Origin of the sequence: Streptomyces sp. KR55, assembly GCF_052245645.1 — a bacterium.
GTDB classification, from domain to species: domain Bacteria; phylum Actinomycetota; class Actinomycetes; order Streptomycetales; family Streptomycetaceae; genus Streptomyces; species Streptomyces flavusporus.
In genome coordinates, this window is record NZ_JBQQCE010000300.1 from 1 (window position 1) to 12,019 (window position 12,019).

The window sequence follows — 12,019 nt, forward strand, 5'->3', positions numbered from 1 at the left end:
GGCGTGGTGAGGTGCAGCCCGCGGACGATGACCACCGCCGGGCTCGATGATCGCTGCCGGGCTCGGGGAGCGGACGTCGCCGCCGACGCTCGCCGGCGCGAACAACGGCGGCCCACCTGCACTCTCGCAGGTGGGCCGCCGCCTTCGGATGGTGGGCGATACTGGGTTCGAACCAGTGACCTCTTCGGTGTGAACGAAGCGCTCTCCCACTGAGCTAATCGCCCGGGCGCAGGAAGTACATTACCCCATGTCAGGCGGTGCCTGTGACCGGCGTCGGCCGCTAGGACCTGTCCGGCCGATCATGCCGCAGACGGGGGGTCTGGCACGCACATCTGCCGCGTTGTCGTCACTCTCCCCCACACTCGAACCGAGCTCGCGCGGGGGCACCCCCATCGCTCCGCGTCGACTCCCTCCTCCGCCTTGCAGCTGCACGCACCAGACCCCGCTCACCGGCACTGCCGAGGAACCGTCGCTTTCCTGCAACCTGATCCGCCGGACAGGCCCTACCTGCGCCCTTCCACGGAGCAGCGGATCACTGGTTCTCGATCTTCCACGGCATCATGAGGCCGAACTTCCAGAGGTAGACACCGGCGAGGACACCGATGATCACGCAGCCGATCGTCGTCAGGATGATGTTGCGCCGCCGCACCCTGGGATCGAGGGCGCGCTGAGCCGCCTCGGTGACCTTGCGCTTGGTCCAGCGCAGGACCAGCTGGGCCCAGACGAACTCGGTCGCCCAGATCGCCATGCCGCCGAAGATGATCACCCAGCCCGGTCCGGGCAGTGGCAGCAGGATGATGCCGCCGACCACGACCGCCAGGCCCACGAGGAAGACGCCGACCTGCCAGCTCACGTGGAGCAGTCGGCGCCCCTTGATGAATTCCGGTGCTCTCGAGCCGAGCCCCCGCTCGCGCTGCACCTCGTCCCGCTTCGTCTCGTCCGCCGCCACGGCTGCCTCGCCAGGCTCGCTACTCCCCGTGTTCATACGGCCAAACCCTACCGGACCGAATCCGATCACCGGAATGGACGCACCCGACGAACGGGTTCTCGGCCGGAAGAGTTACGTAAAGACACGCAAAACACTCAGAGGGGTTTACAACGGCACCGTAGGTGGCATGTCGATTTCGCCGACGTGCGAATCCCCGAGCGCACACTGAGCGAAAGGCCCTGGCGCTTATGAACACCACGGTCAGCTGCGAGCTGCACCTGCGCCTCGTTGTGTCGAGCGAGTCCTCCCTGCCTGTCCCCGCAGGCCTGCGGTACGACACGGCCGACCCCTACGCCGTGCACGCCACCTTCCACACCGGAGCCGAGGAAACCGTCGAGTGGGTGTTCGCCCGCGACCTCCTCGCCGAAGGGCTTCACCGGCCCACCGGCACCGGCGACGTCCGCGTCTGGCCGTCGCGCAGTCACGGTCAGGGCGTCGTGTGCATCGCCCTGAGCTCCCCGGAGGGGGAGGCGTTGCTCGAGGCCCCGGCGCGGGCCCTGGAGTCGTTCCTGAAGCGGACCGACGCCGCCGTGCCACCCGGCACCGAGCACCGGCACTTCGATCTCGATCAGGAGCTCTCGCACATTCTGGCGGAAAGCTAGGCGAGGCCTCACAGAGCTGCCCGGCGCCGTCCAACTCGGGGAGACGGCTCGGGCCAGGACAACCGCATACGGCACACACCGACGCCGCCACCGTGAACCTCCGGGGGGCGGCGCCGGTACGCGTGTTTCGCCCCCGCCCCGCCTTCCGGGAACCGCGCTGCCGCCGTCCGGCGTTCTACCGGCAGGCGCAGGCTGGTGCGGGGCGCAGGCAGTGGGGCGCCGTTCCGCGAGCCACTACCATCGGCCAGCATCGGCGGGCGCCCGCCCGACCCCCAGGCCAGGGAGCGAAACGTGCTGATCACCCACGACACCCGGTGCGCGCTCGACACCGTGGTCGATCTGGTGAACACCGCGCCGGAGGACGACACGACGCCGGACGGGCTGCCGGATGTCGCGGCTCTCGCGGATTTTGTACGAAAGCACGAGATCAGCGACGTCGGGGTGCTCTCGGAGTTCGACCTTTCGGCAGTCCGCAAGATCCGGAGCCGGTTCGCCGGGATCTTCGCGGCGGCGGACGCCCGGACCGCGGCCGGAATGATCAACGATCTGGTCGCCGCCGCCGGCACCACGCCCCGGCTCACGGACCACGACGGCTACGACTGGCACGTGCACTACTTCGCGCCCGGCGCCTCCGTGGCCGATCACCTCGCGGCCGACTGCGGCATGGCGCTCGCCTTCTTCGTGGTCGCCGGGGAACAGGAGCGGCTGCGGCGCTGCGAGGCTCCCGACTGCCGGCGCGCCTTCGTCGATCTCTCCCGCAACCGTTCGCGCCGCTACTGCGACAGCCGCACCTGCGGGAACCGCCTGCATGTGGCGGCGTACCGGGCTCGGCGCAAGGAGGCGACGGGCTGACGACGCCCGGCGGGACGGGGGGCCGGGCGGCGGTCGGCGGTCGGCGGAAGCGGGACACCGGTGCCGACGCGGTGCCCGGCGGGTGGCGCCGGGGACCGCGCGTACGGCTCAGAGCAGCAGCAGATCGTGCAGCGCAGCCATGAGCAGCAGACACCCGATCACCGCAAGGAAGATCATCAGCGGTGGCTGGGAAAGGGCGAAAAGGCACCCGCGCGGCTCGTCCTGAGGCGGCGCGGCGTCGCTCTGTGTCGTGTCCAGCATCTCGCGGGCGATGATGGCGCAGCAGACACCCCCGACGCGATCAACACGCTCGGAAGGTACGGGAGTTCGCCGAATTCCATGATCTTGTGCACGATCGGTGTCTCAGGCCGGACGGCTTACGACCGCACGCGATCTCTGCTTCGTTTCAGTCATCGGGCCGACGTCATATGCCGTGCTTCTTCAGGATGGCCTCGATGTCGCTGAAATCGTCCGCGGAATCGGCCCGGGGCTTGGGCTGGGGCCTGGCGGTCGCGCGGGAGGCCGGACCCAGCGAAGGTGCGGAGGCCTGCGGGGCCAGGGCGTCGGGCTGGGCCGCCGTGGCTGCCTTGCGCTCCTTGCGGGTGCCGCCCCGGCGCCGCTCCACCGCGCGTGTGCCGACGAACAGCAGCCAGGCGCCGCCGAGCACGCCGAAGCCGGCCCAGGCCGTGGGGCTGAACGCGGTGTCGGCGGCCCACTGAACGACCCCGGTCATCACCAGACCGAGGGGGACGAGTGAGTAGGCGGCGATACGGGCGGCCGTGAGGAAGCGCTTGCGGTACGCCGTCACCGCCGCGATGCCCAGGCCGGCCGCGGCAACGGCGGAACAGACGGTCTCGGCAATCATCCGGTCCTCCATGCGGGCTCGGTCGGGCGGGGCGCTTCGCTCCTTCCATCCTGCACCCCCGCGCCCTCGCAGGCCATGCTCCGACCGGACATCAGGGACATCTCCGGGTCAGCTCCTCCGCAGGTGCCGGTTCGGACATATGGCCGCACGCACTCCGGCGACCGCGGCCCGGTCAGTCCGAGGTCCCGGTTGGGTCGGTCGAGCCGCGGCTGGGAGACTGGGGTTCATGAACGACTCCTCCCCGACCCGCCCCGCGCCCGTCCTCGACATCTGGTGCGAACTCCAGTGCCCGGACTGCCGTAGCGCCCTGGACGACATCCGCGCCCTGCGCGCCCGCTACGGCGACCGGCTCGAGCTGCGGCTGCGGCACTTCCCGCTGGAGAAGCACAAGCATGCCTTCGCCGCCGCGCAGGCCGCCGAGGAGGCCGCGGAGCAGGGGCAGGGGTGGCCGTATGTCGAGGCCGTGCTGGCTCGGGTGGAGGAGCTGGACCGTAGGGGGGAACCCTTCCTGGTCGAGGTGGCCGGTGAACTCGGCCTGGACGCGGAGGAGTTCGACACCGCCCTCGTCGACGGCCGGCACATCCTGATCGTGGACGCGGACCAGGCCGAGGGCAAGGCGATCGGCGTGACCGGCACCCCGACGTATGTCATCGGCGGGGAGCGTCTCGACGGCGGCAAGAGCCAGGAGGGGTTGCGCGAGCGCATCGAGGAGATCGCGGACCGGCTGCTGGCCGAGCAGGGTTGAACCCCGAGGCGGGGCTCAGAGCAGGTTCTTGTACAGGGAGTACCTCACCGGCACGTAGCCCAGTGACTCGTAGAGCCGCTCGGCCGGAGTGTTGCCCGCGAAGACGTTGAGGCGCAGGACTTCCTTCCCGGCGTCCACCGCCTGCCTCTCGGCCAGCAGCATCAGTGAGCGGCCGTGACCCCGGCCCCGGAAGCGCTCGTCGGCCTCGACGTCGTAGACGTACGCCATGTCCTCGGTCAGTGCGAGCCACAGGGTGCCGACCCTGGTGCCCTCGTGCTCCAGGACACTGAGCAGCATGTTCTCGGTCGCGACGCCGTGCGGGAGCAGATGGGCGTGGTCCCGTTCCGCCTTGGTCCGCGCCTCGTCCTCGGCCACCCCGCGGTCGATCCAGCTCTGCGCGTAGTGGGCCTTGTTGTAGGCGAGCCACGGCCCGTACTCCGCGGGCGTCATGGGCCTGCCCCGGCTGCCCGCGGGCAGTTCGGGCGCCATGGCGCCGAGGGCTTTCTCCATGCCGCGGTTGCGTTCGACGTAGCCGAGCGCTGTGACGAACCGCAGCGCGGCGGCGTCGGCGGGCACCGTGATCTCGATCCGGCTGCAGCCCCAGCCGCGCGCCACCTCCTCGGCGGCCAGCGCGGCCACGGTGCCCCGGCCGCGTCTGCGGTCCGCCTCCTCGATGCGCAGGTCGCGGATCTGGGCGACCGCGGGCCCGAAGAGAGCGTGTGTCGCGAGGTGTATCGCGCCGACGGGGCGGCCGTTCACGCACACGTGGTAGTGGCGGGACAGCGCCCCGTCGGCCGCGCGCTGAAGCGGCTCGATCGGCCGCAGGGTGGTGGTCATCAGGGGTGTTCTACCCGCCGCGGCGATCCGGGTCAGCCGAATTTCCGCGGCATCTGCTGTCAAGGATCGAGGTCGTCCCCGGACCGCTCGTCGAAGACTCGCATGGCCTTGGCGGTCACCGGGCCCGGGGCGCCCGGCAGTTCCCGCTCGTCGACGCGATGGACGGTCTGGATGTCGCGCAGCGTGGAGGTCAGGAAGACCTCCTCCGCCCGCTCCAGGACGTCCAACGGGAGGTCCGTCTCCTTGGCGCCGGTCCACTCGACGGTCAACGCGCGCGTGATCCCGGCGAGGCAGCCGGAGGCGAGGGGCGGGGTGTGGATCTCGCCGTCGAGGACGACGAAGACGTTGGAGCCGGTGCCCTCGCAGAGCTGTCCGACCGTGTTGGCGAACAGCGCCTCCGACGCGCCCTGTTGGTGGGCGCGGGCCAGGGCGACGACGTTCTCGGCGTACGAGGTCGTCTTCAGGCCGGTGAGCGCGCCGCGCTCGTTGCGGGTCCAGGGGACCGTGATCACGGCGGTGGAATCGGGTCGGCGCTGGGTCTCGCCGAGGGCGACGACCAGGGTCGGGCCGTGCTCGCCGCGGTCGGAGCCGAGCGGGCCGTGGCCGCCGGTGTACGTGATGCGCAGCCGGCCGAGCGGCATGGGGTTGGCCTCGAGGACGGCGGCGCAGCCGCGGCGGACCTCGTCGAGGTCCGGGTCGGGCAGGCCGAGGCCGCGGGCCGAGCGGGTCAGCCGGTCGAGGTGCCGGGTGAGCGCGAACGGCCTGCCGTCGACCGCCTTCACGGTCTCGAAGATGCCGTCGCCCACGGTCAGCCCGTGGTCGAAGACGGAGACGCGGGCGGATGTGATGTCCTGCAGCCCGCCGTCGAGCCAAAGCTTCACTGGTCGCTTCCTCGCAAGTCGGTACCGGGGGCGTCGGACCGGCCGGAGGTCCAGGGGGTGTCCCCCGGGCCGGCACAGCACGTCGTCAGTCCCTCTCCACTCACCTCGTACGCCCCCGACGCTACCGCGAGCAGCCTGGCCGCCTTCAGTTCGGTCTCCCGCCACTCCCCCTCGGGGTCCGACCCCCAGGTGATACCCGCGCCCGTGCCGAAGCGCAGCACGCCCTCCGCCCGGTCGATCCAGAAGGTGCGGATGCCGACGGCCAGCTCGCCCACTCCCCGGTCGGCGTCCACCCAGCCGATGCCGCCGCAGTACGGCCCCCGGGGTGCCGTCTCCAGCGCGTCGATGATCCGCAGGGCGCTCGACTTGGGGGCACCGGTGACCGAGCCGGGCGGGAAGGCGGCGTCGAACAGTTCCGGCCAGCCCGCGTCGGCACGCAGCTCGCCGCGGACGGTGGAGACGAGGTGCACCAGTCCCGGGTGCTTCTCCACGGCGCACAGGTCGGGGACGGTCACGGTGCCGGTGGCGCAGACGCGCCCGATGTCGTTGCGGACCAGGTCCACGATCATCACGTTCTCGGCGTAGTCCTTCGCCAGGAGGTCCGCCTCGGTGCGCCCGGTGCCCTTGATCGGCCCGGACTCGACGGTGCGGCCGGCGCGGCGCAGGAAGAGCTCCGGGGACGCGGTGGCCGTCTCGACGCCGTGCTCGGGCAGCCGGATCGTTCCTGCGTACGGTGCCGGGTTGCCGCGGGCCAGCAGTGCGGTGAGGGCGTCCACGTCGGCGTCCGGTGCGACCGGCGCGGAGAGCACCCGGCAGAGGTTCGCCTGGTAGACCTCGCCGGCCGCGATGTGCTCACGGATGCGGCGCACGCCCGCCATGTACGCGGCGCGGTCGAGTGACGATGTCCAGTCACCGACGGCCGGCCCTCGCCACCGCCCCGGCACCGGGGCGGGTACCGGCTCCTCTCGTACGTCCGCGAAACGCGCGCAGGTCAGACGGCCCTCGAAGTCCGCGACGACGGCCCAGAAACCGGCGGAGTCCAGGGCCGAGGGGTCGCTGGTGACATCGAGGAGGCCGGTGGCGACGCGGTCGCCGAAGCGGGCGAGAGGAGGGAGGTCGAGCACGTTGCCGAGTCTATGGCGGGTGTCCCGCAGGCGGCCCGGGCGTGTCCTTCCCGGTGGTCGGACCACGTCCGTGACCAGGTGCAGGGCAGCACGCTGCACAAACGCGTTTTTGTACTGGCCCCGGAATCCGCTAGAGTTCAACACGTCGCCGGGACGCGCAAGCCGACCGAAACGACAGGCGGACGTAGCTCAGTTGGTAGAGCGCAACCTTGCCAAGGTTGAGGTCGCGAGTTCGAGCCTCGTCGTCCGCTCGAAGGAAGTGGGGATCCTCCCGGTCCCCTACACTCCTGGTGGAGTGGCCGAGAGGCGAGGCAACGGCCTGCAAAGCCGTCTACACGGGTTCAAATCCCGTCTCCACCTCCAAGGACGATTAGCTCAGCGGGAGAGCGCTTCCCTGACACGGAAGAGGTCACTGGTTCAATCCCAGTATCGTCCACTGGTCCGCAAGGACCTCGATCCGCAAGGATCCCCGCGCGATTAGCTCAGCGGGAGAGCGCTTCCCTGACACGGAAGAGGTCACTGGTTCAATCCCAGTATCGCGCACGCAGTGCCCGTGATCGGCTCCTCGGAGTGACGTGGAGTGATCATGGTCCCGAGGACGATTAGCTCAGCGGGAGAGCGCTTCCCTGACACGGAAGAGGTCACTGGTTCAATCCCAGTATCGTCCACACGCCCCGGAACCCCCGGCCGTCTCGTACGGCCGGGGGTTCCGTCGTGAGCACGTACTGTCGGGCTCAGCTGGAGAACAGCATGCGACCGAAGCTCTTGTGGCGGCGGCTGTCGTGGTGGCCCCCGTGGTGGCCGCCGTGCGGGGCACCCCAGGCGGGGGCGGGCGGAGCAGGGTAGGACTGCGCGGCGGGCGGAGGCGGCGGGCCCGGCTGGGACCACTGGGACTCGAGACGGGTCAGGGCCTCCAGCTCGCCGTAGTCCAGGAAGATCCCGCGGCAGTTGGCGCACTGCTCTATCTGGACGCCGTTGCGGTTGTACGTGTGCATCGGCGCGTGACACTTCGGACACTGCATGCTCGGCTCAACTCCTCGCCGTTCGGTCCTGCTTCGCGTATCGCCAGAACAGACTCTGTCCGGCTGCGGTCGGTTGCACCCTACTTCGCGAAGTTCCGGGGCAACTGGGCGGGGAGGGAAGCCATTCGGGCACAGGCGTCGACGAGGGACTGTTCCACCTCGTCCAAGGAGCGGTCCGCCGCGACGGCCTTGGCGATGGCGAGGGCGGCGGTCTGCACGGTGAGCGCGCGGGCGGGGACGTCCAGGGCGGGCCAGGGGTCGCCGGCCGTCGGGACGGCGGGGCCGTCGGCCGCACGGTAGGCGGTCAGGAAGCGGGTCCACTCGTCGGGCGTGAGCAGCCCGCAGGCGTACCAGGCGGCCGGGCGGGCCAGGTCCCAGGCCGCGGGGCCCACACCGAGGTCGTCGATGTCGATCAGCAGCCAGGGCCCGGCGGGGGCGGGGTGGCGGACGAGCTGGCCGAGGTGGAGGTCGCCGTGGCAGAGGGTGCTGGTGTCCGGCAGGGGGGCCTCGGCGCGGGCCCAGGCGGGGAGGGCTGCCCAGGCGCGCAGGACCGGGGGTGCCGCGCGGTGCGGGCGGGCGGCAGAGCGGAGGCGGGCGATCGCGCGGGCCGCCTTGGCCGGGCCGCGCATGGGTGGGAGGGGTACGGGGGATGGAGTGCGGTGGAGGCGGGCGAGGAGGGTGGCGGCAGCCTCCCAGGGGGCCTCGTCCGGGGCGTCGGGGTCGACGGGGGTGCCGTACGGCCAGAAGGTGACGAGGCGGCCGTGCAGGGTGACTGACGTCGGGCTGAGCGGGGGCAGGATGATGCCGGGGAGGTGAGCGGCGACGGTGAGGCGAGGGGCCAGGTCGGCCCTGGTCATGTCCGGGGCGTGGGCTTTGGCGACGGTGTCGGCGTGCCGGACGACTGTGGCGTCGGGGCGGTCGGCGAGGGTGAGGGTGGCTCCGCAGGGACAGGTGTCGGCGTGCGGGTGGGCTGCGTGTCTGACCTTGGCGGTCAGCTCGGAGAGCAGCGGTGTTGTCACGGGTCTCCCTCGGTGGGGTGGAGCGCTTCGAGTGAGGGTACGTCCGTGGAGTTCGGCGGCGCTTCCGGGTGCGGGGTGTTGGGGCTGGGGGTGGGTGGTTCGCGCAGCCCGGCGCTGAGGGGGTGCCTCCCCCAGAGGGGGACCCCCAGCGCCCGCCCTCCCCCATTGCTCTGGGCGCAAAGCAATGCCGGCGCAGCTCCCCAGCTGCGCCGGCATTTTGCCGTCCGCCGCACCCCCGTCCCCACGGGGTTATGGGTGGATGTCCCCGCCCGGACCGCTCTTCCGGGCCTGGGGTCGCCGCTCAGCGCCCCAGCATCACGCCCACGGACGACGCCTGTGTGGCCACTGTCTCCCAGCCGTCGAAGACGACGAGGAGCAGGACCGCCAGGGGAAGGGCCATTGCCGTTGCCACCAGGGGGTGGCGGCGGCCCGTACGGCGGGGGCGGAACGCGGCGTACGCCTTGCGTCCCTGCGTGCGGATCGCCGTCCGCGGTGCCGTGAAGGCCATGGTCCCTCTCCTGACCGTTCTCAGTTGTCGTTGGCAGCGGCGGGTGTCTGACCTCGGGGGACGAGTGCTGCACCCGCCGCTTGACCTCAAATCTAGGGGCGCGGCGGGTGCGGGGCGTCATGCCCTCGTACCGATTGGCGGGCCTCCCGGAGGATGAGCGGTCACCTGGGGAGTACTCCCCTGGGTGGAGACGCGGTCCTAGGTCTCCGGGTCTTCCCGGAGGGGACGTCCGATGTGTCCGGGCTTTTCCGAGCTGTCCTCGCGGGGTACCGGCTGCTCGACCAGGGCCAGGACCCGGTTCGCCATGAAACGAGCCGTACGGACGACAGTCCCGCTTCGGGTGACTTCGCTCACTTCCACGACGCCTCGGCGTACCGCCGTCTCCACCCGGCGGCCCGCCCTGCTCGCCACCACCTCGTACGTACGTGTCGTGTCCCCGGCGTCCACGACTATCTCGACTCGGTCACCCTTCACGGGTCCAATCCCCCTTCTACGACGGGTGGTTGGATGCGGGAGGAGAACGAATACGCCCTGCCCGCACGCTCCCTGACCACCCCTCAAGTCTCCCACCCGGCACTGACAATCCATCGGGCCGAGAGGGCGCGGCCTCTGCGCGCACACGGCCACGGAAACGTAAGCTGTGCCACGTCACACGGACCGGGCAGCGGGGATGAAAATGGCGATGATGCGCCTGAGGCGCGAGGACCCGCGCGTCGTCGGCTCGTTCAGGCTGCACAGACGGCTCGGCGCGGGCGGGATGGGCGTTGTCTACCTGGGCTCCGACAAGAAGGGGCAGCGGGTCGCACTGAAGGTGATCCGGCCGGACCTGGCGGAGGATCAGGAGTTCCGGTCGCGGTTCGCGCGCGAGGTCTCCGCCGCCCGGCGGATCCGGGGCGGGTGCACGGCGCGGCTGGTGGCGGCGGACCTGGAGGCGGACCGGCCGTGGTTCGCCACGCAGTACGTACCGGGGCCCTCCCTGCACGACAAGGTCGCCGACGAGGGGCCGCTGCGCGCGGCGGACGTCGCCGCTGTCGGGGCCGCTCTTTCGGAGGGGCTCGTCGCCGTGCACGAGGCCGGCGTGGTGCATCGCGACCTGAAGCCCTCCAACATCCTGCTCTCCCCCAAGGGCCCGCGGATCATCGACTTCGGTATCGCCTGGGCGACGGGGGCCTCCACGCTCACGCACGTCGGCACGGCCGTGGGCTCGCCCGGTTTCCTCGCCCCCGAGCAGGTCCGCGGCGCGGCGGTCACTCCGGCCACGGACGTGTTCTCGCTGGGCGCCACGCTCGCCTACGCATCGACCGGCGACTCGCCCTTCGGGCACGGCAGTTCCGAGGTGATGCTGTACCGCGTGGTCCACGAGGAGCCCCAACTGCACGGCGTTCCCGACGCGCTGGCCCCGCTCGTACGGGCCTGTCTGGCGAAGGACCCCGAGGAGCGGCCCAGCACGCTCGAACTGTCGCTGCGGCTGAAGGAGATCGCGGCTCGTGAGGCGCAGGGCCTTCTGGCCGGACGGCCGCCCGCGCCGCGCTCCGGTGAGGCGGACCGGCCCACCGGCCGGCTTGCCGACACCTACCCCGACCGCCCGCTGCGCCGTCCGCCGGGGCAGCCGGGCGCGCCCGGGATTTCCACGACCCGGGGTCCGGGCGCGCCCCGCGGTTCCGCACCGGTGCGGGGCGGAGCTCCCGCGCGCGGCACCCCGCCGCGGGCCGGCAACGCGGCCTCGCGGGGCGGGGGTGCGTCGTCGGCGCGGTCCGGGGCGGGGCCCACGCCGGCGTCGAGGAACACGCCTGCTTCCCGCAGTACGACCCGGTCCGGCGGCGGGAACCGGCCCGTGCCGCGCGGTACCGCAGGGCGTCCGGGGCCCCGGAACACCGGCGCCGGGCGGCGGCCGGCCAATCCGCGGCTGCTGCGTCAGCGGCTGTTCGTGTTCGTCGTCGTGACGCTGCTCGTTGCGCTCGGCATCGGCGTGGTGCAGGGCTGCCAGGGGCCGGCCCGGGGGCTCGGCGGCAAGCCGGGCGGCGAACGCGAGCGGCAGGAGCGCGTCCAGCCGGACCACCGGCCGCTGGACGAGGACGCGTTGATGTCCGAGCGGTTCGAGTCGACGATCGAGCAGTCCGCGCCCGAGTAGGGCCTACGTCTGGGGGCGTCGGCCCGAGTAGGGCTACGCCTGGGGCCGGCCGGTCGCCACCGCGTAGAAGGCGACCGCGGCCGCCGCGCCCACGTTGAGGGAGTCGACGCCGTGGGACATCGGGATGCGGACCCATTCGTCGGCGGCGACCAGGGCCTGGGTCGACAGGCCGTCGCCCTCGGCGCCGAGCATCAGCGCGACCCGGTCCATCCGGTGCGGAGCCGCCTCGTCGAGGCTTCTCGCCTTCTCGTCGGGGGTGAGGGCGAGGAGCGTGAAACCGGCCTCGCGGACCGACTCCAGGCCCTTGGGCCAGGTCTCCAGGCGGGCGTACGGCACGGAGAAGACCGCGCCCATCGAGACCTTGACGCTGCGACGGTAGAGGGGGTCCGCGCAGTCCGGGGAGAGCAGGCCCGCAGCCATGCCGAGGGCGGAGGACGAGCGGAAG

General features: G+C 71.7%; 15 protein-coding genes and 6 tRNA genes. 9 read left to right on the forward strand and 12 right to left on the reverse strand.

The genetic code is table 11. The features are described from left to right. Window positions 1–149: 149 nt before the first annotated feature. Together ACTWQJ_RS33960 and ACTWQJ_RS33965 are read right to left on the reverse strand one after the other, a co-directional pair. A tRNA-Val gene (locus tag ACTWQJ_RS33960) sits at window positions 150–224 on the reverse strand. Between the two features lie 308 nt (window positions 225–532). Continuing rightward, the gene (locus ACTWQJ_RS33965; protein ID WP_443310328.1) at window positions 533–985 is read right to left on the reverse strand and encodes a TIGR02611 family protein; all 453 of its coding nucleotides are present in this window, start codon (window positions 983–985) and stop codon (window positions 533–535) included. Window positions 986–1,176: 191 nt separating this feature from the next. Here ACTWQJ_RS33965 and ACTWQJ_RS33970 point away from each other — a divergent pair, with 191 nt between their 5' ends. Both ACTWQJ_RS33970 and ACTWQJ_RS33975 read left to right on the forward strand, forming a co-directional pair. Next, window positions 1,177–1,590: an SsgA family sporulation/cell division regulator gene (locus tag ACTWQJ_RS33970; RefSeq protein ID WP_004002642.1), complete on the forward strand. Its 414-nt coding sequence runs from the start codon at window positions 1,177–1,179 to the stop codon at window positions 1,588–1,590. A gap of 291 nt (window positions 1,591–1,881) precedes the next feature. Then, the gene (locus tag ACTWQJ_RS33975) at window positions 1,882–2,442 is read left to right on the forward strand and encodes a CGNR zinc finger domain-containing protein (RefSeq protein ID WP_129796866.1); all 561 of its coding nucleotides are present in this window, start codon (window positions 1,882–1,884) and stop codon (window positions 2,440–2,442) included. A gap of 108 nt (window positions 2,443–2,550) precedes the next feature. Here ACTWQJ_RS33975 and ACTWQJ_RS33980 read toward each other — a convergent pair whose 3' ends face one another. Together ACTWQJ_RS33980 and ACTWQJ_RS33985 are read right to left on the reverse strand one after the other, a co-directional pair. Then, window positions 2,551–2,703, reverse strand: coding sequence for a hypothetical protein (locus ACTWQJ_RS33980; protein ID WP_020138043.1), 153 nt, complete (start codon window positions 2,701–2,703; stop codon window positions 2,551–2,553). Window positions 2,704–2,866: 163 nt separating this feature from the next. Then, window positions 2,867–3,307, reverse strand: a complete 441-nt coding sequence (locus ACTWQJ_RS33985; RefSeq protein WP_443310329.1) for a hypothetical protein — start codon at window positions 3,305–3,307, stop codon at window positions 2,867–2,869. Between the two features lie 226 nt (window positions 3,308–3,533). On the opposite strand from ACTWQJ_RS33985, the gene ACTWQJ_RS33990 reads away from it, so the two are divergent. Continuing rightward, the gene (locus ACTWQJ_RS33990) at window positions 3,534–4,052 is read left to right on the forward strand and encodes a DsbA family protein (protein WP_443310330.1); all 519 of its coding nucleotides are present in this window, start codon (window positions 3,534–3,536) and stop codon (window positions 4,050–4,052) included. 15 nt (window positions 4,053–4,067) lie between these two features. On the opposite strand, the gene ACTWQJ_RS33995 is transcribed toward ACTWQJ_RS33990, so the two are convergent. Genes ACTWQJ_RS33995 through ACTWQJ_RS34005 form a run of 3 tightly spaced genes read right to left on the reverse strand, consistent with a single transcriptional unit; the run spans window position 4,068 to window position 6,894 of the window. After that, window positions 4,068–4,889: a GNAT family N-acetyltransferase gene (locus ACTWQJ_RS33995; protein WP_443310331.1), complete on the reverse strand. Its 822-nt coding sequence runs from the start codon at window positions 4,887–4,889 to the stop codon at window positions 4,068–4,070. 59 nt (window positions 4,890–4,948) lie between these two features. Continuing rightward, on the reverse strand, window positions 4,949–5,770 hold the full coding sequence (locus tag ACTWQJ_RS34000) for an aminotransferase class IV (RefSeq protein WP_443310332.1): 822 nt from the start codon (window positions 5,768–5,770) through the stop codon (window positions 4,949–4,951). After that, window positions 5,767–6,894 carry a chorismate-binding protein gene (locus ACTWQJ_RS34005; protein ID WP_443310333.1) on the reverse strand — a complete coding sequence of 376 codons (1,128 nt, stop codon included), beginning with the start codon at window positions 6,892–6,894 and terminating at the stop codon, window positions 5,767–5,769. Before ACTWQJ_RS34005 ends, ACTWQJ_RS34000 begins: the two co-directional genes overlap by 4 nt. Window positions 6,895–7,072: 178 nt before the next feature. Here ACTWQJ_RS34005 and ACTWQJ_RS34010 point away from each other — a divergent pair. The 5 genes from ACTWQJ_RS34010 (at window position 7,073) to ACTWQJ_RS34030 (ending at window position 7,562) form a co-directional block, all read left to right on the forward strand. Then, window positions 7,073–7,145: transfer RNA gene (locus ACTWQJ_RS34010), tRNA-Gly, on the forward strand. 38 nt (window positions 7,146–7,183) lie between these two features. Next, window positions 7,184–7,257, forward strand: a tRNA-Cys gene (locus ACTWQJ_RS34015). A gap of 1 nt (window position 7,258) precedes the next feature. Then, a tRNA-Val gene (locus ACTWQJ_RS34020) sits at window positions 7,259–7,330 on the forward strand. Between the two features lie 35 nt (window positions 7,331–7,365). Beyond that, window positions 7,366–7,437 (forward strand) — tRNA-Val (locus tag ACTWQJ_RS34025). Between the two features lie 53 nt (window positions 7,438–7,490). After that, window positions 7,491–7,562, forward strand: a tRNA-Val gene (locus ACTWQJ_RS34030). Between the two features lie 66 nt (window positions 7,563–7,628). Here ACTWQJ_RS34030 and ACTWQJ_RS34035 read toward each other — a convergent pair. From ACTWQJ_RS34035 to ACTWQJ_RS34050, 4 genes are all read right to left on the reverse strand, one after another. Then, window positions 7,629–7,916, reverse strand: a complete 288-nt coding sequence (locus ACTWQJ_RS34035) for a TFIIB-type zinc ribbon-containing protein (protein WP_385261528.1) — start codon at window positions 7,914–7,916, stop codon at window positions 7,629–7,631. 80 nt (window positions 7,917–7,996) lie between these two features. Next, complete coding sequence (locus ACTWQJ_RS34040; RefSeq protein ID WP_443310334.1) at window positions 7,997–8,935, reverse strand: phosphotransferase family protein; 939 nt, start codon at window positions 8,933–8,935, stop codon at window positions 7,997–7,999. Between the two features lie 301 nt (window positions 8,936–9,236). Then, complete coding sequence (locus ACTWQJ_RS34045; protein ID WP_129796873.1) at window positions 9,237–9,443, reverse strand: hypothetical protein; 207 nt, start codon at window positions 9,441–9,443, stop codon at window positions 9,237–9,239. Between the two features lie 198 nt (window positions 9,444–9,641). Continuing rightward, window positions 9,642–9,917 carry a hypothetical protein gene (locus ACTWQJ_RS34050; RefSeq protein ID WP_385511459.1) on the reverse strand — a complete coding sequence of 92 codons (276 nt, stop codon included), beginning with the start codon at window positions 9,915–9,917 and terminating at the stop codon, window positions 9,642–9,644. A 196-nt stretch (window positions 9,918–10,113) separates the two neighbouring features. On the opposite strand from ACTWQJ_RS34050, the gene ACTWQJ_RS34055 reads away from it, so the two are divergent. Further along, window positions 10,114–11,574 carry a protein kinase domain-containing protein gene (locus ACTWQJ_RS34055; protein WP_443310336.1) on the forward strand — a complete coding sequence of 487 codons (1,461 nt, stop codon included), beginning with the start codon at window positions 10,114–10,116 and terminating at the stop codon, window positions 11,572–11,574. A 33-nt stretch (window positions 11,575–11,607) separates the two neighbouring features. Here ACTWQJ_RS34055 and ACTWQJ_RS34060 read toward each other — a convergent pair. Then, window positions 11,608–12,019 (reverse strand): TrmH family RNA methyltransferase (locus ACTWQJ_RS34060; RefSeq protein ID WP_443310335.1); only part of this gene is annotated, 412 nt, incomplete at its 5' end.